The following is a 21,719-nucleotide window of genomic DNA, read 5'->3' as shown; positions in this document are numbered from 1 at the left end:
TATATAGTAATTGAGCCTATTTTTTAGTACAGCTCTTTTACATCACCATATCAAACAGCGAAAGCTGATTGCTCTCCGGCAACCCCGTCAGAATTCCCAGCTCTGCCATCAGATCGCACACCGTTTTCGTAACCTTGGTACGGTTGATAAAGTCCTCTTTCGACAAGAACTTTCCATCCTCCGCCGCAAAAACAATCGCGTCTGCCGCTTTCTCGCCGAGTCCGTCGATACTGCTTAACGACGGCATCAGCTTTCCGTCTATGATCTGGAAATTGCGGGCTTTTGCCCGGTAAATATCGATGGGCATGAATTCAAATCCGCGCGCATACATTTCCTGTACGATACGCATATCGCGCAGCGTGTCCTGCTCTTTCTTGGAAAGAGAATCCGACCGGCTCTTGTACTCCGCCAGATGGTACTCCAGCTTATCGCGCCCCTGGCACATCAGCTTGTAGGTAAATCCACTCGCCCGGATGCTGAAATATGCCGCATAGTATGCCAGCGGGTAAAATACCTTACAGTACGCCACACGCCACGCCATCATAACGTAAGCCGCCGCGTGCGCCTTCGGGAACATATACTTGATTTTCAGGCAGGAATCGATATACCACTGCGGCACATCGTGAGCTTTCATCTCCTCGATCCACTCCGGTTTCAGTCCTTTTCCTTTTCGGACAGACTCCATGATAGTGAAGGAGAGTCCCTCTTCAAGTCCTTTCTGAATCAGATAAATCATAATATCGTCTCGACAACAGATCGCCGTCTGAATCGTCGCCTGTCCGCTCAGGATAAGGTCTTTCGCATTGCCTAACCATACATCCGTACCGTGGGACAGACCGGAAATCCGCACCAAATCCGAAAAATATTTCGGTTTGGCGTCGATCAACATCTGCATCGCGAAGTCTGTACCAAACTCCGGAATGCCAAGCGCCCCAAGCTTACAGCCGCCGAGATCCTCCGGCGTGACACCGAGCGCTTCCGTGTTCTGGAAGAGACTCATGACCTCCTTCGAATCCAGTGGAATATCCTTAACCGGATCGAGTCCCGTCAAATCCTGCAGCATACGAATCATGGTCGGATCATCGTGTCCGAGAATATCGAGTTTTAACAAGTTGTGGTCGATGGAGTGGTAATCGAAATGCGTCGTAACGGTACGCGTCGTCATATCGTCCGCCGGGTGCTGCACCGGCGTAAACGTGTCAATCTCCTCTCCGAGGGGCAATACGATGATACCGCCCGGATGCTGTCCAGTGGTACGCCGCACACCGACGCAGCCGGACACGATGCGCTCAATCTCGCACCGGCGCTTACGAATTCCTTTATCCTCATAATAATGCGCCACAAAACCATACGCTGTCTTATCTGCCAGCGTACCGATCGTCCCCGCACGGAAGGTTTGTCCTTTTCCAAAGATGACCTCCGTGTAGCTGTGCGCCCGGCTCTGATATTCACCGGAAAAGTTTAAGTCGATATCCGGCTCCTTATCGCCCTTGAATCCCAGGAACGTCTCAAACGGAATGTCGAACCCGTCTTTTTTCAGCGGTTTGCCGCACTTTGGACATATCTTATCCGGCATATCACAGCCCGCCATACCCGAAAACTTTTTTACATCTTCTGAATCAAAATCGTAATAATGGCAACTCGGACAATAGTAGTGCGGACTCAGCGGATTTACCTCCGTGATACCAGACATCGTCGCCGCCAGTGAGGAACCAACAGATCCTCGCGAACCAACCAGATATCCATCCTCATTCGACTTCCAAACCAGTTTCTGCGCGATGATATACATAACGGCAAATCCATTGGAAATGATCGAGTGAAGTTCCCGCTCCAACCGATCGACTACCATCTTCGGCAGCTTATCGCCGTACATATCATGTGCACGGTTGTAGCAGATGGTACGCAGCGTATCATCCGAATTCGGAATAACCGGCGGACACTTGTCCGGGCGTACCGGGGAAATGCGCTCACACATCGCCGCGATCTTGCGCGTGTTTGTGATAACGATCTCCTCCGCCTTATCGCTGCCTAAATATTCAAATTCCCTCAGCATTTCCTCGGTAGTCCGCAAATACAGCGGTGCCTGATCGTCTGCATCCTTAAAGCCCTTGCTCGCCATGATGATACGGCGGTAGACCTCATCCTCCGGGTCGAGGAAATGGACATCGCAGGTCGCGCAGACCGGCTTGTTCCACTGTTCGCCAAGTTCAATCACTTTGCGGTTCAGATCCTGCAGATCCTCCCAGGTGTTGACCGAACTTTTCTCATCCCGCAGCATAAATGCGTTGTTTCCAAGCGGCTGCACTTCCAGATAATCGTAGAAATTTGCAATTTTTCCCAGTTCTTCCTCCGGAATCCCGCGCAGGATCGCCTGAAACAGCTCTCCCGCCTCGCACGCCGACCCAAGAATCAGCCCCTCGCGGTGGCTCGCCAGCAGACTCTTCGGAATCCGCGGACGTTTTGCAAAATATGTCAGGTTCGACTGGGAAATCAACCGGTACAGGTTGATTCGCCCGACATCATTCTTCGCCAGAATAATAATATGGTAGGTCGGCATCTTCCGGATCATTTCCGGTGTCATTTTGCTGAGTTCGTTGAGCTGCGTCAGGTTTTCGATATCACGAGCCTTTAACATCTCGATGAACTTGACAAAAATCTCTGCCGTCGCCCCCGCATCATCGACCGCCCGGTGATGGTTTTCAAGGGAAATTTTAAGCTCTTTCGCTACCGTGTCAAGCTTGAAGCGGTTCAGGTTCGGCAGCAGGACACGCGCCAGCGAAACCGTATCGAGAACGGTCGGCTGGAATGTGAGTCCCTGCCGTCTCGCATTTTCTTTGATGAAACTGATATCAAACGACGCGTTGTGCGCGACCATGACCGCACCCTCGCAGAATGCCAGAAACTCCGGCAGAACCTCTTCGATCGTCGGCGCGCTGATTACCATGCCGTCGTTGATGCTTGTCAGCTGTTCAATGTCATAGGGGATTGGCACTTCTGGGTTGACAAATGTGCTGAATTTGTCCACAATCTTTCCATCCGTCACACGCACCGCGCCGATCTCAATGATGCGGTTCTTGATCGGGCTGAAACCGGTCGTCTCGATATCGAATACAACGCAGGTGTGGTCTAACGTCTGTCCTTTCTCATTCTCCGCCAGCTCCTTCATATCATCGACGAGATAGCCCTCAACACCATAGAGGATCTTGAAGTTTTCGCCCTTATCGACCGCATGGTTCGCATCCGGAAACGCCTGCACACAGCCGTGGTCGGTGACAGCGATGGCGTCCATGCCCCACTGTTTGGCACGTTTGATGATATCCTTGACCTCGGAAACACCGTCCATATCGCTCATCTTTGTGTGACAGTGAAGCTCCACGCGCTTGACCGGACTGTTGTCCATCCGCTTGCTGGTGAAATCTTCGCATTTCTTGATGCCGGAAACCGAACCGATCGTCAGCTCGCCGTCAAATTTATCAATGTTGGCAACACCCTTGATGCGGACAAACTGTCCCGCCTTGGTCGCCGTCTTCAAATCATCCAGCGTATCCTCCCGTGCAAAGATCTTGACGCCGATTGTATCTGTAAAATCCGTTACCGAAAACATAAACAGTGTGTTGCCGCTGCGAAGCTCCCTTAGCTCGCAGGTCAGGATCTTTCCGCGGATGACAACCTGCCCAACCTCGCCTTCCAACTCCTCGATCGGGCTCGCCTCCTCATCGAAATCGCGCCCAAACAGCACATCCGGATTGTCGGATTTCTTCATATAGCCCGAACGGCGGTACTCGCCGCCCTTGCCAGATCCAGCATTTGCGCTGCCTGCCTGGTTTCTGCCTCCTGCCGGATTCCCCCCGGCTTTCAGCTTACCAACCGGTTTTAAAACAGTCTTTCCCTCGTCAAATGGCAGATCGACACCGCCAGAGGCAGGTTCTGCCCCCGATGGTTCCATATATGCCTCATTGGCACCTGCTGCTCCGGCAGCCGCGCCGCTTCCGCCTGCCGCCTGCGGCTTCATGTAGATGATCTCCGGCTCAGTATTCTTCTTCTCAACCGGACGGTAGGAAGTCTTCACAACCACCGGCACATTGCAGCGCTCGGTGAAGATTTTCTCCAGAATCCGCACCAGCTCCGGTGCCTTATCGCGCACGATCATCGTGTCCTCCAGCGACAGCTTCAGGTATCCTTCTTCTTCAAAATTCATCTCCGCCTTACGGAACATATTATAAAGAAGGATACTGTAATTTTTCAGCTCCATCAAAATGCTGTCCCGGTATACATTCATGAGTTTTTCCGGCGTGTACTGGCTGGACAGATGGTATTTCTCCAAAATCTTGATCGTCACCCGTTTGCCCGGAAACAACTGCTCCTTGATGCCTTTTTCCAGATCGTAGATACTCTGCTTGTGCATCAGGCGCGGGCTGTCGATGTATACGCGGATCACGCTCCGGTCACGGTTCGTCGAGATCTTCTCGATCCCGACCATTTCAAGCAGTCCCCGCACATTTTCCGCAATATGTAAATCTGGAAATACCTCCAGAAATGTTTTCATTCTATCATTCCTTTGCTTTTTTCTCTTCCACCATCCGGTCAAGCTCCGCTTTGAGCGCCGGTAAAAGTTCACTCTCCGGCAGTTTTTTCACAATCTCGCCCTTGCGTATCAGAAGTCCTTCGCCGATACCGCCGGCTACACCGAGATCGGCTTCCTTCGCCTCGCCCGGTCCGTTGACCACGCAGCCCATGACGGCAACCTTGATATCCAGCGGATATCCCTGTACCAGCGTCTCCACCTGGTTTGCCAGACCGATGAGGTCGATCTGCGTGCGTCCGCAGGTCGGACATGAAACAACTTCCACGCCTCCCCGACGAAGGCCCAGCGTCTTCAAAATCAGCTTTGCCGACTTGATCTCCTCCAGCGGGCTGCCTGTCAGGGACACGCGGATCGTATCACCGATTCCCTGACTCAAAATCAGTCCCAGACCGACCGCTGACTTGATATTGCCCGCAATCACAGTTCCCGCCTCTGTGATACCGACATGCAGCGGATAATGAGTCTTTTTTGCAATTAGTTCATGTGCTTTTACACACATCATAACATCCGAAGATTTGATGCTGATAACCAGATTGTCATAACCCATCTGCTCAATCAGGGCAACCTTATCCAGCGCACTCTCAACGAGTCCTTCCGCTGTCACGCCGCCATATTTCTCTACCAATGGCTTTTCCAAAGAACCGCTGTTGACGCCGACACGAATCGGCACGCCATACTCTTTTGCCTTGTCAACCACCGCCTGGATCCGCTCTCTGGAACCGATATTTCCCGGATTGATACGGATTTTGTCCGCGCCGCACTCGATCGCCGCGATCGCGAGACGATAGTCAAAATGAATATCCGCCACCAATGGAATATGTATCTGGCGTTTAATCTCCGTCAGGGCAGCAGCCGCCTCCATTGTCGGCACTGCCACACGGATAATATCGCAGCCCGCGTGCTCCAGCGCCAGAATCTGCTCGACGGTCGCCTTCACATCCTCTGTTTTCGTATTACACATCGACTGGATCAGAATCGGATTGCCGCCGCCGATCTGACGTTTTCCAATCTGCACCACTTTCGTCTCGTCCCGGTATCCCATATCGTTCCTCCCAAACCTTTCTTCTCCGACATGAAATTTCCGGTCTTTTTCGAGCGAATCTTTCATGCCTTTGAATTAAATGAATTAGTAACTGTTCAGTACCTTCACAGTCACGCGCAAAAATCCATCAAAAATTGCCTACGGCAATGGGATTTTTGCCTGCTGACCCATGTTTTCGTACGGTCAGCGCAGTAAATGCGCAGACCTACTGAACAGTTACATGAATTATTACAATAAATTTCTAATATCATTAAACAATACAAATAACATCAGCGTCATCAATGCCGCCATGCCCGCCATATGAACCATGCCCTCTTTTTCCGGATCAACCGGCTTGCCGCGCAGCATCTCCAGAATGATAAAGACGAGCCGTCCGCCGTCCAGCGCCGGGATTGGAAGCAGGTTCATGACACCCAGATTGGCGCTGAGCAGAATACACATATTTGCCAGATTGACAAGCACAATCATAAGTCCGTAGCTCTGGCTTTCCTTGACCGTCGTGCCGATCATTGACACAATCCGCACCGGACCTGCGATATCGTTCGAGCTGACCTGCCGCTTCAGAATCATGCCAAGGCTGCTGAATGTCACACGGATCCAGTAGCGCACTTCGCAGAAGCTATACTGCGCTGTCTGAATCACGGACGCCGGTTTCTGGTAAACGCCGCCGCTGATTCCAATAAGATAGCGTCCCGCCTCCTCGGAATAACGCGGAACCATCTGCGTCGTGTGGGATTTCCCATCCCGCACATACTCCACCGTGACACTCTTTCCCGGATGGAACTGCAGATACGTCTGCACGTCGCGGTACAGATAGGTGCGTGTGCCATTTAAGCGCTCGATCGTATCGCCCGCCTGCAGCCCCGCCTCCTGTGCCGGATAGCCGTCCTCGACACTGACAACCGATGCCGGGTCAAAGCCCACACAGCTGATTACGAAAAAGGCGCAAAACCACGCCAGAATGAAGTTGAATACAGGTCCTGCCACCACGACTTTAAAACGTGTCCAGGCAGAAACTGCATTAAAATAAGTCCCGGAGGCGCCCGGAGGCAGCAGGATCCGTTCCGTTTTTCCATCTGTCAGACTCTGGTTCTGATCGCAGGAACTTCCTTTTTCCGCCTCATCCGGCGCATCATACCCTTCATCTTCCCCCAGCATCATACAAGAACCGCCAAACGGAAGCAGTTTCAGCGAGTACCGCGTCCCGCCTTTCACAAAACTGAAGAGTCTCGGTCCCATGCCGAGTGAAAACTCAACGACGCAGATTCCGCCCCGTTTTGCCAATAAAAAATGTCCAAATTCATGAAACAGCACGATCAGGCTGAATACAATCAGCGCCGCCAGCAAACTTACCAATCTACCACCTGCTCTCTATAAAATCATAGGTTTCCTGTTCTGCTGCCAGAATCTCTTCAACCGTCGGATTCTCTTTCACGGTATGGTGTTCCATCGCCGCCTCAATCATATCAGTGATGGTCAGATATCCGATCTCGCGATCGAGGAATTTCTGGACTGCCCGCTCATTTGCCGCGTTGAAGACGGTCGGAAGCGTGCCACCGCGCCGTCCGGCTTTGTATGCCAGGGAAAGCCCGTGGAAATTTTCAAAATCCGGCGCTTCAAAGGTAATCTGTGCCAGCTTTGCAAAATCCAGCCGGTCGCCCGCCAGGAAGCGGCGTTCCGGATAATACAGCGCATATTGGATCGGAAGCTTCATATCCGGCGTGCCAAGCTGCGCTATTACCGCGCCGTCCTCGTATTCTACCATTGAATGAATCACACTCTGCGGCTGCACAACCACCTGCACCTGATCCATCTCCACGCCAAAAAGCCATCTCGCCTCCATAACTTCCAGACCTTTGTTTACCATCGTGGAACTGTCGATCGTGATCTTGCGTCCCATCGTCCAGTTCGGATGTTTCAGCGCATCTTCAACCTGCACACCCTTCATCTGCTCTCTCGTCCATCCGCGGAATGGTCCGCCGGACGCTGTCAGGAGAATCTTGTGGATCTTATTTCCCGTCTCGCCGTTCAAGCTCTGGAAAATCGCGCTGTGCTCGCTGTCCACCGGCAAAATGCGGACATGTTTCTCTTTTGCCAACGGCATAATGATATGCCCCGCCGTCACCAGAGTTTCTTTGTTTGCAAGTGCAATATCCTTTCCGGCATTCATCGCCGCGATTGTCGGGCGGATGCCGATCATGCCGACCACCGCTGTCACCACAATCTCCGCACTCAGTTCTGTCGCCACTGCGAGAAGTCCATCCATGCCGCTCTCAACACGGATATCCAGATCCCGCACACGGTCTTTCAGTTCTTTTGCTTTTTCCTCGTTCCAGACCGCCGCGATCTTCGGAGAAAACTCCCGGATCTGTTTCTCCAGAAGATCAATATTGCTTCCAGCCGCCAGAGCCGTTACTTCTATATCTTTATTCGCCCGGACCACTTCCAATGTCTGTGTTCCGATCGATCCGGTTGATCCAAGTATCGCAATTTTTTTCATTTCTTATTCTCCTGTTTCTGTATTTTCATACATACTTTCGTTTTATCGTAAAAACGTCAGTGCAAAATAAATCGCCGGTGCCGTAAAAATCATGCTGTCGAACCGATCCAGCACGCCGCCGTGTCCCGGAATCAGGTTTCCGTAATCCTTGACATTGTGGTTCCGCTTGATCGCCGACGCCGCCAGATCCCCGATCTGGGAAATGACCGCCGCAATCGCACACGCCACCGCGCATGCCACCATCGGATTGCTGACCTCGTCCATCTTCGCACCGAAGAAATATGCATAAATGCAGCCTAACAGAGCCGATCCGACCACACCGCCGACGGCGCCCTCGATCGATTTTTTCGGGCTTAAAACCGGTGCCAGACGGTGTTTTCCAAGGAGCATTCCCGCGCAGTATGCGCAGGTGTCACAGCCCCAGGAGCTTAAAAAGATCAGCCAGACAAGGTATTTTCCGTCCGCCATTGCCCGCACCTGATACAGGTAGGAAAGCATAATTCCCAGATAAAAAATGCCGAAAAATGCTACTGTAATCTGCTCGGTCCCATATTTCGGAAACGTGAACACGTAAATGCTCATCAGCACCATCAGGGCTGCAATCGCAAGCAGCGTCACATAATGCTGCCCTTCAAACCACACCAGCCCATAATATCCCAGACACGCCAGATACCCGGCGATGCCCGGCGCTTTTTTCTCAATCCCCATAACCCGGTAAAGCTCAAACATACCGATCAGGGAGATCGCGGCGGTCACACAGTACAGAAGGACACCGCCCTTTGTAACCAGTAAAATCGCGAGTGCTACAAGCACAATCCCGCTTATCAGCCTCGTTCTGAACATGGCAACTCCTCCTTATGCCTTGACTCCGCCAAAGCGTCTGTCTCTTTGATTGAACTGCTCAATTGCCTTTATAAGCTCGTCGCGGTTGAAATCCGGCCACAGGCAGTCCGTGATATAAATCTCACTGTAGGCAAGCTGCCACAGCAGATAATTGGACAGGCGGATCTCGCCGCTGGTGCGGATCAGAAGATCCGGGTCCGGGATGCCCGCCGTATCTAAATAGGACGCAACGGTCTGCTCTGTCACGTTCTCCGGCACCAGCTTTCCGTCCTGACAGTCCATCATCATATGGCGCACCGCGCGCGTGATCTCATCTCTGCCGCCGTAGTTGACTGCGATCACAAAGGTCATGCCCGTGTTTGCCGCCGTCTCGTCTTCCAGGCGGTTGATGCCCTCGATGATATCGCTGTCAAAGCGCGTGCGGTCGCCGATCATTTTGACTCTTACATTATTTTTCTTGGCAATCTTTAAAAGCCGTTTCAGATAAAAACGGAAGAGCTGCATCAGCGCCCCTACTTCTTCAGCAGAACGCTTCCAGTTTTCCGTTGAAAAACCATATACCGTCAGATAACGGATTCCCAGTCTCGCTGCATCCTCAACCGTCTGTTCAACCGTCACACACCCCTGTTTATGACCTACGGTTCTCGGAAGACCTCTCTTCTTCGCCCATCTGCCGTTGCCATCCAGAATGAGGGCGACATGCTGCGGAATTACCAGGTTTTCGATGTCCCTTTCCATCCAGTTTTCCTCCATAATATTCCCTTAATAGCCAGAAAACAGGACCAGCCGGCCATCCGCATCTGCAATGCCGGCCAGCCCTGCTTGAGGCAGCCTGATTTTTACATTTAAACTCTATTGTATTTTTATACAGTCATGATCTCAGCTGTTTTTTCTTCTACTGCTTTATCAACCTTTGCGATCATCTTGTCAGTCAGCTTCTGGATCTGATCCTCGCCATCTGCCAGCTCATCCTCGGTGATCTCGCCGCCTTTTTCCAGCTTCTTTAACAGGTCGTTTGCATCACGGCGGATATTGCGGACTGCAACCTTCGCGCCCTCGCCCTTTTTCTTAACATCCTTTGCCAGATCTTTACGGCGTTCCTCAGTAAGCTCCGGGAAAATCAGGCGTACTGCACTTCCATCGTTGTTCGGGTTGATACCCAGATCGGAAGTCAGGATCGCTTTCTCGATGTCCTTAATGAGCTTCTTCTCCCACGGCTGGATCAGAATCATACGCGGCTCCGGTACAGAGATATTTGCCACCTGCTGTAACGGGGTCGGTGCGCCGTAGTAATCTACTTTGATTTTGTCCAGTACATGCGGGTTCGCACGTCCAGCACGAATGGATGTATACTCATTCAGCAGTGCGTCATAGGACTTATTCATCTTCTCTTCGTAAACTTTTAATCTCTCCTGCATAAAATCCTCCTAGTTATGCGGTAACCACTGTACCGTTAATTTTTCCGCGCATTGCATTTACAATTCCGTCTTTTTCATTCAGGCTGAATACTGCCATCGGAACGTGATTTTCCATACACATGATGGAAGCTGTGAGGTCTACGACCGCCAGCTGCTTATCGATCACCTCCTGAATCGTGATCGTATCATACTTCTTTGCATCCGGGTTGATCTTCGGATCGCTGTCATAGACGCCGTCGATCGCCTTGGCCAGAAGAATGCAGTCTGCATCCATCTCAATCGCACGCAGCGCTACGCCGGTATCAGTTGAGAAATACGGATGGCCTGTACCGCCTGCAAAAAATACGACCATACCCTTTGAGAAATATTTATTGGCTCTGTCCTTTGAAAACAGCTTCGTCATGGAACCGCACTCAAATGGTGTCAGAATCTGTGTCATCATACCCTCGCTCCGGAAGATCTCCGACACGTAAATACAGTTCATGACCGTTGCCAGCATTCCGATCTGATCCGCCTTGGTCCGATCGATTGCATTGCTCTGGCGGCCTCTCCAGAAGTTTCCGCCGCCGATCACGATACCTACTTCGATTCCGTCATCGACCGCCGTCTTAACCTGTCTGGCTACTTCCTTGACCGTCGCCTCATCAAACCCGGTTTTCTTGTCGCCTGCCAGCGCTTCTCCGCTCAGCTTCAGTAATACCCGCTTTAATTCCATAATTCGGTTCTCCCTGTCTATATGTACGTTCTGATGTACATTTTATCTGTGATGACCGTAAAAAGCTGCGTCACCTTATCAAAGATATTCTACCACAAAAAATCCGAATGTGCGATAGAATTTTCGTAAATCCTGTGCATCCTTTCATCATTTTCCCCAAACGCCTTTCTGTATACGGATTCTTCGCCCTATTTTTCATTTTTTCTCAAATTTTAGCGCCCGTTTTACTTTTTTTCTATTTCACCTTTTCCCGCCGCTCTCATTCTGCCCCCAGTTTCTCATTATTTATCTGCACTTATCCTCTGCAATCTTTTTCTGTGCATTATTTAACAGCCTTCCTGGGTGCAATCCATGTATGTGCATTATTTTATTGGATATGCATTTTATAACATTGCAAATTTGAACCATTATATTGTTTGATAAAAATCAATTTCCAGCTACAATAGTTATATCAGTTGTAATTATTTATTATCTCTGAAATAACAATAACGCATGATTCTTTCGGATCGGGGAGGCACTTGAAAAATATGACAGCAATCGATCAAAAACAAATTAACAAGCAGCAGACAAACCGTTATGAAAAATATTACCGTCAGATAGGTCTCAACATCGCTTATTACCGCAAACTCCGTGGCATGAGCCAGATGGCTTTAGCAGAGGCGACCGATTTAAGCCGGACTCATATATCCAACATCGAGGCACCGAACATGAAAACGAGTCTTTCCTTAGAGAGTCTCTTTGATATTGCAGGTGTTCTGCAGGTTGCACCGCGCGCCCTGCTCGATTTCCGTGATGAGAAACCGCAGGATTTTCATGAATAAATCATGATAGAGCACGTAGATTCATGAATTTCTTTAAAGCATGACATTTTAGGGTTCCAAAGATAAATTGGAACCCTTTTTGTGGTATTCAAAAGTAAAAAATCAAAATTATGGTGAGCATTTTCCACCTATTTATTCGTCTTCCGGTTAATAAACTCCGTCCTCGTCTTCGAGTAGATAAATTTCTGACTCGCATACAGGCTGTAATAACCAGAGAAACTAAAGCTGACTGCAATCACCAGCACGAAAAACGGCATCGCCTCATAGCCAAAAAGCTCAAAGCCCAGCAGAAGCGTTGAGATCGGGCAGTTTGTGACTCCCACGAAGAGTCCCAGCATACCGCAGGCGGTCATAAGACCGACTGGCTGTCCAAAGAGAAATGCAAAGAAACTGCCAAACGCCGCGCCGATCGTCAGGGTCGGCACGATCTCGCCTCCCTTGAAGCCTGCCTCCAGCGTAACCGTCGTAAAGAGAATTTTCATCAGGAAATCCCATGGAAGTCCCTCGCCCTCGAAACATTTTTCAATCAGGGAGACGCCGCTTCCGTTGTAGCGGGTCGAACCGGTCAGAAGCGTCAAAACAATCACAATCGCCGCGCCGGATAGAATCCGCCAGACCGGCGATGGAAGATATTTTTTGTAGAGATGTTCCGTTGTGTGAAGCGTGATGCAGAAAAGCTCCGACACCAGCGCGCAGCCAGCCGCCAGACCGACAGCCACGATCGCTGTTTCAATACTCCACGTTGGAACCGCACCAATCGCAAACCGCTCCGGCATCAGTCCCCAGAACCTCGCGAGCGCCGCCGCCGTAAAGGCAGAAAAGACACACGGAACCAGCGCTGCATAGTACATAACGCCGATGCTGATAACCTCCATTGAAAAGATCGCCGCCGCCATCGGTGTGCCAAACAAGGCGGCAAATACACCGCTCATGCCGCACATGACCGCAATCTTCTTATCTTTCTCATCAAATTTCAGCCATTTTCCGATCTGGGTTCCGATGCTTCCTCCCATCTGCAGCGCCGCGCCCTCGCGTCCGGCAGAACCGCCGCCCAAGTGCGTCAGAAGCGTTCCTGCAAAGACTGCCGGGGCAGTCGCAAAACTGATCTCTGTGTTCGAATAGATCGATTCGATCACCATATTTGTGCCCCGGTTATTATCCTCTCCCAGCACATGGTAAACACCCAGAACCAGAAGACCGGTGAGCGGCAGCAGAAAGACCATCCACGGGTGGCTCTGAAAGAATGCCGACACCCATAGGACGCATTTTCCAAATGCCGTGCCGATGCAGCCGCTCACAATTCCAATCACAATCGCGCCTTCCGCCCATTTTATAAAATAGGAAATATTTTTTAACACCGGCTCATATTTCTCCCGCTTCATTTCAATTCTCCCCTGTCTGCTCTATCTACACTGTTTTTCATTTCCACCTTAGACATCATAGATATTTTTGGATTTTACCAGCTTCGGACGGTAGCCTGCTTCCTTGAGCGCTTCCACTATCTTATTCTTGTGATCCGTACCAAACGCCTCAACGGTGATCCGCAGCTCCACTGCTGCGTTGCGGTTGATGCTGACAAACTGGTTATGCTCCAATTTGATGACATTGCCCTGTTCTTCTGCCATCAGGGTTGCGACTTTTGCAAGTTCGCCTGGCTTATCCGGCAGCAGTACCGATACGGTAAATACGCGGTCTCTCTGGATCAGACCATGCTGTACGATGGATGCCATTGTGATCACGTCCATATTGCCGCCGCTCAGGATGGATACGACTTTTTTCTTCTTCACATTCAGGTGTTTCAGAGCAGCCACAGTCAGAAGACCGGAGTTCTCAACGATCATCTTGTGGTTTTCTACCATATCAAGGAATGCCACGATCAGCTCGGAATCCTCGATGGTGATGATATCATCCACATTGATCTGTATGTACGGGAACAGCAGATCGCCCGGGCGTTTAACGGCAGTACCATCCGCGATTGTGTTGACGCTCGGGAGAGTCACTACTTTTCCTTCTTTCAGGGATTCCTGCATACAATTTGCACCTGCCGGTTCTACACCAATCACTTTGATCTTCGGATTCAGCAGTTTTGCCAGCGTTGCAACACCGGTACAGAGTCCGCCGCCGCCAATCGGAACCAGAATATAATCAACGGTCGGAAGCTCTTTGATGATCTCCATCGCGATGGTTCCCTGACCGGTGGCTACGTCCAGATCGTTGAACGGATGGATAAAGGTATATCCGTGCTCCGCTGCCAGCTCATTTGCATATGCCAGCGCCTCATCGAATACATCGCCGTGAAGAACCACCTCTGCGCCATAGCTTCTGGTACGGTTTACCTTCATGAGCGGCGTGGTCGTCGGCATAACAACCGTTGCCTTGCAGCCAGCCAGTTTTGCCGCGTATGCAACGCCCTGTGCATGGTTTCCAGCCGATGCGGTGATCAGACCGCGCTGTTTCTCCTCATCGCTCAGGGTGCTGATCTTATAAAATGCACCTCTTACCTTGTAAGCACCTGTATACTGCATATTTTCCGGTTTTAAATATACTTTATTGCCAGTCAAATTCGAAAAATATTCACTGTAAACCAGTTTTGTTTCGGAAATAACCTTGCTGACAACCTCCGTTGCTTCTTCGAATTTCTCCAGCGTCAGTCCCTGCGGCTCAGCCTGTACTGCCTCCGCTGTCTCTTCCTTTATTGTCTCACTCATTGTCTTTCCTCCATTTATCCGTATTTCTCAGAATGCGCCCTGCTTTTGCCGGTTCTCTGACCAGACAGTCTGCCGGGTGTGTCCTGTTTATCTGAATCTACGGCTTAAGCAGATTTGTTCTCCGCCAAACCAGTTTCAGCCGTGGCATGCTCAGCTATTTTTAGCTTTATTCATTCTCTGTCAATGCTTCATTTCTCTTAAACAGTGCATTGACGAAATCATTCGCATCGAATTTCTGTAAATCGTCGATCTTTTCGCCGATTCCGACGTATTTAACCGGAATACCAAGCTCGGACTGGATCGCAACCGCGATACCGCCCTTTGCCGTGCCGTCCAGCTTCGTCAGGATGATGCCGGTGATATCCGCCACCTCCATAAACTGTTTTGCCTGTGCAAGCGCGTTCTGACCGGTCGTTCCGTCAAGGACAACCAATGTCTCACGGTAGGCGTCCGGATATTCTTTGTCGATGATCCGGTTGATTTTCTTTAACTCTTCCATCAGGTTTTTCTTGTTGTGCAGACGACCTGCCGTGTCGCAGATCAGCACATCGGCATTTCTTGATTTTGCCGCCGCGATCGCATCGTAGATAACAGCTGCCGGATCAGAACCTTCCTGCTGGGCGATCAGCTCAACGCCCGCGCGTCCTGCCCACTCCGTCAGCTGCTCAATCGCTGCCGCACGGAATGTATCCGCCGCCGCCAGAATGACCTTCTTGCCCTGATCCTTTAACTGACCCGCCAGCTTGCCGACCGAGGTCGTCTTCCCGACGCCGTTGACGCCGATCACCAGCACAACCGACTTGCGGTTTTCAAATTCGTAGGCATTTTCGCCCAGATCCATCTGTTCCTTGATGCTGGCAATCAGAAGATCCTTGCACTCTGCCGGATCCTTGATGTGGTTTTCTTTTACCTTTTTCCGGAGATCCTCGACGATCGCCATCGTCGTCTGGATACCTAGATCGCCCATGATAAGCGTCTCTTCGATCTCCTCATAAAAATCATCATCGATCGCGGAAAAACCGCTGAATACGGAATCAATTCCGCCTACAATGGAATCTCTCGTCTTCGTCAGCCCTTCTACCAGACGGCTGAAAAAACCCTTTTTCTTATCTCCCATGGCTGCGCCTCCTTTTCTATTTCTGAACTCTTTTTTGCAATTATAATTCTGCTTTTTCCTCTTCCCGCTCCATCTGCGCCTCGATCAGGCTGACCGATACCAGCGTGGACACACCTTTTTCCTGCATCGTGATACCGTACAGGCGGTCTGCCGACACCATCGTACCTCTTCGGTGGGTGATGACGATAAACTGCGTGTAGCGCGTCAGCTTATGCAGGTACCCGGCAAACCGGTCTACGTTGGAATCGTCGAGTGCCGCCTCAATCTCATCAAGCAGGCAGAATGGCGACGGTTTTAAGTTCTGAATTGCAAAAAGCAGTGCGATCGCCGTCAATGCTTTCTCCCCACCGGAGAGCTGCATCATATTCTGCAGTTTTTTGCCCGGCGGCTGTGAAATAATCTGGATGCCTGCCTCCAGAATATCTTCTTCCTGCGACAGCTCCAGCGTACCCGTTCCGCCTCCAAATAATTCCTTAAATACTTTATCAAACTCGCGGCGGATCTCACCAAATTTTTCCCGGAACTGACGCCGCATTCCTTCATCGAGCTCCTCGATAATTTTTTCCAGCGCTGCCTGTGCCGCTACCAGATCTTCATGCTGGTTTTTCATAAATTCGTAGCGGCCGGATATCTCCTTGTAGTCCTCGATCGCGTTGACATTGACATTCCCAAGAGCGCGGATCTCCATCTTTTTCTCATTGATCGACCGCTTCATTTCCGGAATCGAGGTCAACTCTTCCTTCCGCAGCTCTTCCGCGCGCGAATACGTAAGCTCATACTCACTCCACATATAATCGACCTGCGACTCCAGGCGCTCATTCAGGCGTTCTCTCTGATTCTGGAGACGGAAGTTCTCGCGATCTAAAAGCTGGAGACGTTCGTTCAGCTCTTCCTTTTTATCAAAGAAAGTTTTCTGCCGCCCCGCCTTTTCTTCCTTCTCACGCTGCTTGTTCTGGATTACCAGTTCCATCTGCGTCCGCTTGTCCCCGGACGCCTGTATCTCGGCTTCCAGCGCTGCAATCTCGCGCTCTCTGGCAGCGATCGTCTCGCTGCTGTCCGCGTGACCGCCGGAAAGTTTCTCTTTCTCTGCCCGGAGACGTTCCTGCTCCTGCAATACACGGCGCAGATTTTCCTTGATAAACGCGCCTTTCTGCTCCGCCTGGGAATGCCCAAGCTGTATCTCCGAAAGGGCTGCCGCCGCTTCCCCACGCTGCTTTTTCGCCGTCTCAAGACCTGTCTGCTGCTCTTCCACGTACTGGTTCTTCTCATTGCTTAGCGTTTCAAGCTTCATCTCTTCGGTCTGCAGCTCCCGCAGCGCCCCGCGCAGATCGCCTACCTGCAGTTCGAGTTCCTGATTTTCTGAAGACAGATCCTGCGAGGAATCTGCAATCTCCTGCCGTCTCGCCTCTAGCTGGCAGATCGTCAGTTCCAACGTATTCTGCTGGATCTGCATCTGCTGGCGCCTCTCCTGGACGGATGCCAGTGTTCTCTTCGCTTCCGTCAGCCTGCGCCCCGTCTCTGCCAGCTCCTTCTGTACCGCTTCCACCTGTTCCAATGCCTTTTTGCAGGCAGCTTCCAGTTCTTCGATCTCACGGCGTCGTCCCAGCAGATTGCTGCTGTTCTTGAATGCACCACCGGTCATCGAACCGCCAGGGCTTAAAAGCTCGCCGTCCAGCGTCACGATCCGGAGAGAATAGCGGTATTTCTTTGCCAGCGCAATCGCATGATCGATCTGATCCACCACGACCACGCGTCCCAGCAGATAGGACACCAGCCCGCTGTATTTCTCATCCGCAGAGACCAGTTCGCTTGCCAGTCCAAGAACCCCCATTTCTTTCAGCGCCCCCGGCTGTCCAAAACTCTGGCGGCGTTCCATGCTGGTCAGCGGCAGAAACGTCGCACGGCCATACCGGTTCTTTTTCAGATGTTCAATCAGGCGTTTCGCCGTCTCCTCGGAATCCGTCACAATGTTCTGGATGCTGCCGCCAAGCGCCGTCTCGATCGCCGTCTCATATTTCTTCGTCGTGCTGATCAAATCCGCCACAACGCCATGAATGCCCGGAACACGGTCCCTGACTTCCATCACGCGGCGGATACTACCGCCGTAGCCCTCGTAGCGCTCCGCCAGATTCCGCATCGATTCCAGCCTCGTCCGGTTCGTGTGGTAATCCTGCTGAAGGCTCGAAAGTTTCTGGTTCAGGCGGCGTTCCTGTTCTTCCTCCGTGCGCGTCTGCTCCTGCAGCTCTTTTTCCTGCGCCGAAAACGCTTCCAGACATTCCCGCACCTTCCCTAATTTGGCTTCTTCTTCTTTTTTCTGCTCTTCCTGAACCGACTCATCGCTCTTGAATTTCAAAAGCTTCTGCGTCACTTCCGCCCGGCGCACATCCGCCTGCTCCAGCATCGTCTCATAGCGCTGACGGCGGGCGGCAAGTTCCGCTTTCTGGTTCAGAGCGTCCATGATCTCGGCTTTTGCCTTCTCGATCAAGGTTTCCGTCCGGCTGACCGCCTCGTCCATCGAACGGACTGCTGCCTCCGCTTCCTGCTGTTTTGCCTCGATTGTCTGCACCGATGCATTTAGTGCCTGTTTTTCAGACTCATATTCCGCCTGTTCTTCCTCTTTCTGATGCATTTCGCCGTCGATCGACGCCATCCGGCTGCGGATATGTTCTTCGTTCATCTGCTCCGTCCGGATCTGCTCTCTGAGAACTCCGATCCGTCCGGTCTTCTCCTGGCGTTCCAAGTCTTCCCGGCTGCACGCCTCACGATCCGCGGCAATCGCCGCATCCAGCGCATCCAGCTCGGTTCCGAGCAATTCGTACTCCGATTTCAGTGTCTCCGATTCCGCCCGCACACTCTCCTGATCGCCGGTCAGAATCATCTCCTTCTGCTCCACTTCCCGGATCTGGCGCTTCAATTCCTCCGATTCTGCCAAAAACAGGTTGGCGTCCAGGCAGCGCAGCTCTTCCCGCAGACGCAGATACTCCTTCGCCTCCTCCGACTGCCGTTCCAACGGTCCTACCTGTTTTTCCAGCTCGGACAAAATATCCGTCACGCGGATCAGGTTCTGTTTTTCATCTTCCAGCTTCTTCTGTGCGATCGCCTTGCGCCGCTTGAATTTCACGATTCCAGCCGCCTCATCAAACAGCTCGCGCCGTTCCTCCGGCCGCCCGCTTAAAATCTGATCAATCTGTCCCTGTCCGATGATGGAATATCCCTCTTTACCGATACCCGTATCATAAAAGAGCTCGTTGATATCTTTTAGACGGCAGCTCGTTCCATTAATCTTATATTCACTCTCACCAGAACGGTAAAGACGTCTTGAAACCGTGACTTCGTCGTACTCAATCGGAAGTTTGTGATCGGCATTATCCAGTGTGATCGCCACGTAGGCAAATCCCTGCGGTTTTCGAAGCTCCGTACCAGCAAAAATAACGTCCTGCATCGTGCCGCCGCGCAGCTGCCTGCTTCTCTGCTCACCGAGCACCCAGCGCACTGCATCGGCGACATTGCTCTTGCCGCTGCCGTTTGGCCCGACGATGCCCGTGATTCCGTTGTGGAACTCAAACAGAATTTTATTGGCAAATGACTTAAAACCCTGTATCTCAATACTCTTTAAATACATACCTACTCCTGCAGTTTTCTGATAGTGAGGATCCCACGGTACGCCGCACGCTGTTCCGCTGATTTTTTCGTCCGTCCGATGCCGCGCCCGATCTCCTGATCACCCAGCATTGCAGACACTTCAAAACTCTTGTTGTGGTCCGGTCCTTCTTCTTTCAGAAGAACATATGTAAGTGTCTCGTCCGTGTGTCCCTGCACAATCTCCTGCAAGATAGTCTTGCTATCATAAAAGAGCTTTTTGTGTTCCATATCGTTGAGAATAAATCGATGAATAAACTCTTTTGCATTAGCAAAACCACCGTCCAGATAAATCGCACCGATCAGTGCCTCCATCGCATCCGACACCACCGAATCGCGCCCCCGTCCGCCGGTCGCATCCTCGCCTTTTCCAAGCAGCAAAAATCCACCCAGATCGATCTCCTGTGCGCAGAATGCAAGCGTCGGCTCGCAGACCAGACTCGCACGTGTCTTTGTCATATCGCCCTCCGGCATCTCCGGAAACGTGCGGAACAGGAAATCACTCGATACCACTTCCAGCACCGCGTCGCCTAAAAATTCAAGACGCTCGTTGCATCCCAGTTTTCCAAGATGGTGCTCATTGGCATACGAACTGTGTATCATCGCGTGTTCCAGAAGCTTCTTGTCCTGAAACGAATAGCCAATCCGTTTTTCCAATTTATTTAATGTATACTCCATATATTTCTCTCTTTCCAGCCTGTCCTGCTGCTGACTGATTCCGGCAATCATTGCTATTTGTGTCTGTGAGCCAGAGTCAAACATCCGTTCTTTTTGGAAAGGAGCTGTCGCGATCCTGCCCTTCGGCAGCCCGCCCAGCCCCTTTGCCTGACAGACTTCTCTATAACTTTTTAACAAACATTGAATTAGTTCAGTGCGTTCTTGATCTGCTCTACTGCATCGCCCACAGATACAATCTTTTCTGCCTCCTCAGTCGGAATTTCGATATCAAACGCCTCCTCGATTCCCATGATAATCTGAAAAATATCCAGCGAATCAGCGCCCAGATCATCCACAAACGTCGTATTTAACGTAATTTCATCTGCTTCAACATTCAGTACCTCCGCGATAATGTTCTGTAATTTTTCAAATTCCATAATTTTCTTCCTTTCTATGAACTTATTTTAAAATATTTAGAATTCTAGATTGATTAAAAACATATCGTTTTTTCGCTACATTTTATAATTTCACGAAAGCTTCACAGACTTTCCTTGATCTTTTCATTAATCGCCTGCTCTTTAAAGGTCACACACTGAAGAATCGAATTGCACACCTCGATGCGCTTGGAATTTCCGTGCGTCTTGACAACCAGCCCCTTCAATCCCAGAAGCGGTGCGCCGCCGTACTGGCTCGCATCGAATGCTTTGAGCGTCGTCTTCAACGCCGGTTTTACAAGCAATGCGCCGATCTTTGAGCGCAGGCTCGTCATCATGCCCTGTTTTACCATGGAAATCAGGGTTGCACCAACACCTTCATAGAGTTTCAGGATGACATTTCCGACAAATGCCTCAGAAACGATGACATCCGCGCCGCCGTGCGGAATCTCGCGTGCCTCGATGCTGCCGATGAAATTGATGTCCTTACATTCTTTTAAGAGCGGGAATGTCTCTTTCACCAGCGCATTGCCCTTCTCTTCCTCCGCACCGATGTTGACGATCGCCACACGCGGATTCTTGATGCCAACCACGTGTTCCATGTAGATGGAGCCCATCTTTGCAAACTGTACCAGATGGGACGGTCTTGCATCGACATTGGCGCCGCAGTCGATCAGCAGGGATACACCCTTTTCTGTCGGAATCAATGGAGCCAGTGGCGGACGTTCAACGCCCTTGATTCTGCCGACGATCACCTGTCCGCCGACCAGAATCGCGCCGGAGCTGCCCGCGGAACAGAATGCATCCGCCTCACCCCTGCGGACCATATTCATGCCGACCACGATGGACGAATCTTTCTTCATGCGGATCGCATTGACCGGCGGTTCCTCCGTCTCGATGACCTCAGTTGCATTGACAACCTCGATCTGTTCTTTCTTATATGTATGCTTTTTTAATTCTTCTGATACGACTTCTTCCTTGCCGATCAGGAAAATCTGAATATCTTCCCTCGACTGGGCTGCCATCACGGCACCTGCCACGATCTCACCCGGTGCGTTGTCGCCCCCCATGGCATCTACTGCTATCTTAACCATTGCGTGTTCTCCTTCTATAATTTATAGCGATACACATACCAAACCTGTCTTCCGCCACTGCGGCATATGTGGTCCGAACGAATCGCTCTTTCATCGTCACGCTGCAGCTGTCCCGCTTTTTATTGTCCACAGCCACATTACATCAA

The 21,719-nt window shown here is 51.1% G+C and carries 16 protein-coding genes; 1 reads left to right on the top strand and 15 read right to left on the bottom strand.

Annotation, left to right across the window (positions count from 1 at the left end):
- Positions 1 to 37 precede the first annotated feature (37 nt).
- The 8 genes from DWV73_RS01610 to pyrH form a co-directional block, all read right to left on the bottom strand.
- The gene (locus tag DWV73_RS01610; RefSeq protein ID WP_117795286.1) at positions 38 to 4,546 is read right to left on the bottom strand and encodes a PolC-type DNA polymerase III; all 4,509 of its coding nucleotides are present in this window, start codon (positions 4,544 to 4,546) and stop codon (positions 38 to 40) included.
- Positions 4,547 to 4,550: 4 nt separating this feature from the next.
- The gene (gene ispG / locus DWV73_RS01605; RefSeq protein ID WP_117795284.1) at positions 4,551 to 5,627 is read right to left on the bottom strand and encodes a flavodoxin-dependent (E)-4-hydroxy-3-methylbut-2-enyl-diphosphate synthase; all 1,077 of its coding nucleotides are present in this window, start codon (positions 5,625 to 5,627) and stop codon (positions 4,551 to 4,553) included.
- Between the two features lie 228 nt (positions 5,628 to 5,855).
- Positions 5,856 to 6,983: an RIP metalloprotease RseP gene (gene rseP / locus DWV73_RS01600; RefSeq protein ID WP_117795282.1), complete on the bottom strand. Its 1,128-nt coding sequence runs from the start codon at positions 6,981 to 6,983 to the stop codon at positions 5,856 to 5,858.
- A 1-nt stretch (position 6,984) separates the two neighbouring features.
- A complete protein-coding gene (locus DWV73_RS01595; RefSeq protein WP_117795280.1) occupies positions 6,985 to 8,127 on the bottom strand; it encodes a 1-deoxy-D-xylulose-5-phosphate reductoisomerase in 1,143 nt (380 codons plus the stop codon).
- A gap of 42 nt (positions 8,128 to 8,169) precedes the next feature.
- Positions 8,170 to 8,970 (bottom strand): phosphatidate cytidylyltransferase, encoded by an 801-nt coding sequence (locus tag DWV73_RS01590; protein ID WP_106999776.1) that lies wholly within the window; start codon positions 8,968 to 8,970, stop codon positions 8,170 to 8,172.
- A gap of 12 nt (positions 8,971 to 8,982) precedes the next feature.
- Complete coding sequence (locus DWV73_RS01585) at positions 8,983 to 9,708, bottom strand: isoprenyl transferase (protein WP_117795278.1); 726 nt, start codon at positions 9,706 to 9,708, stop codon at positions 8,983 to 8,985.
- Positions 9,709 to 9,833: 125 nt separating this feature from the next.
- Positions 9,834 to 10,388 carry a ribosome recycling factor gene (gene frr, locus DWV73_RS01580; RefSeq protein ID WP_022360460.1) on the bottom strand — a complete coding sequence of 185 codons (555 nt, stop codon included), beginning with the start codon at positions 10,386 to 10,388 and terminating at the stop codon, positions 9,834 to 9,836.
- Between the two features lie 13 nt (positions 10,389 to 10,401).
- Positions 10,402 to 11,103 carry a UMP kinase gene (pyrH, locus tag DWV73_RS01575; RefSeq protein WP_106999774.1) on the bottom strand — a complete coding sequence of 234 codons (702 nt, stop codon included), beginning with the start codon at positions 11,101 to 11,103 and terminating at the stop codon, positions 10,402 to 10,404.
- A gap of 527 nt (positions 11,104 to 11,630) precedes the next feature.
- Here pyrH and DWV73_RS01570 point away from each other — a divergent pair.
- Complete coding sequence (locus DWV73_RS01570) at positions 11,631 to 11,924, top strand: helix-turn-helix transcriptional regulator (RefSeq protein ID WP_022360458.1); 294 nt, start codon at positions 11,631 to 11,633, stop codon at positions 11,922 to 11,924.
- 128 nt (positions 11,925 to 12,052) lie between these two features.
- Here the strand turns inward: DWV73_RS01570 and DWV73_RS01565 are convergent, their stop codons facing one another.
- The 7 genes from DWV73_RS01565 to plsX form a co-directional block, all read right to left on the bottom strand.
- Positions 12,053 to 13,306 (bottom strand): chloride channel protein, encoded by a 1,254-nt coding sequence (locus DWV73_RS01565; protein WP_117795276.1) that lies wholly within the window; start codon positions 13,304 to 13,306, stop codon positions 12,053 to 12,055.
- 48 nt (positions 13,307 to 13,354) lie between these two features.
- On the bottom strand, positions 13,355 to 14,632 hold the full coding sequence (gene ilvA / locus DWV73_RS01560; RefSeq protein WP_022360456.1) for a threonine ammonia-lyase: 1,278 nt from the start codon (positions 14,630 to 14,632) through the stop codon (positions 13,355 to 13,357).
- 166 nt (positions 14,633 to 14,798) lie between these two features.
- Positions 14,799 to 15,749 (bottom strand): signal recognition particle-docking protein FtsY, encoded by a 951-nt coding sequence (gene ftsY / locus DWV73_RS01555; protein WP_117795274.1) that lies wholly within the window; start codon positions 15,747 to 15,749, stop codon positions 14,799 to 14,801.
- Positions 15,750 to 15,789: 40 nt separating this feature from the next.
- Positions 15,790 to 19,371 (bottom strand): chromosome segregation protein SMC, encoded by a 3,582-nt coding sequence (smc, locus tag DWV73_RS01550; RefSeq protein ID WP_117795272.1) that lies wholly within the window; start codon positions 19,369 to 19,371, stop codon positions 15,790 to 15,792.
- Between the two features lie 2 nt (positions 19,372 to 19,373).
- Positions 19,374 to 20,066, bottom strand: coding sequence for a ribonuclease III (gene rnc / locus DWV73_RS01545; RefSeq protein ID WP_117795762.1), 693 nt, complete (start codon positions 20,064 to 20,066; stop codon positions 19,374 to 19,376).
- 185 nt (positions 20,067 to 20,251) lie between these two features.
- Positions 20,252 to 20,482 carry an acyl carrier protein gene (gene acpP / locus DWV73_RS01540; protein WP_106999769.1) on the bottom strand — a complete coding sequence of 77 codons (231 nt, stop codon included), beginning with the start codon at positions 20,480 to 20,482 and terminating at the stop codon, positions 20,252 to 20,254.
- Between the two features lie 101 nt (positions 20,483 to 20,583).
- Positions 20,584 to 21,573 carry a phosphate acyltransferase PlsX gene (gene plsX / locus DWV73_RS01535; protein WP_117795269.1) on the bottom strand — a complete coding sequence of 330 codons (990 nt, stop codon included), beginning with the start codon at positions 21,571 to 21,573 and terminating at the stop codon, positions 20,584 to 20,586.
- Positions 21,574 to 21,719 lie beyond the last annotated feature (146 nt).

This window comes from Clostridium sp. AF12-41, assembly GCF_003461685.1.
Taxonomy (GTDB): Bacteria; Bacillota; Clostridia; order Lachnospirales; family Lachnospiraceae; genus Otoolea; species Otoolea fessa.
This window is presented reverse-complemented; position numbering and strand designations above follow the sequence as displayed.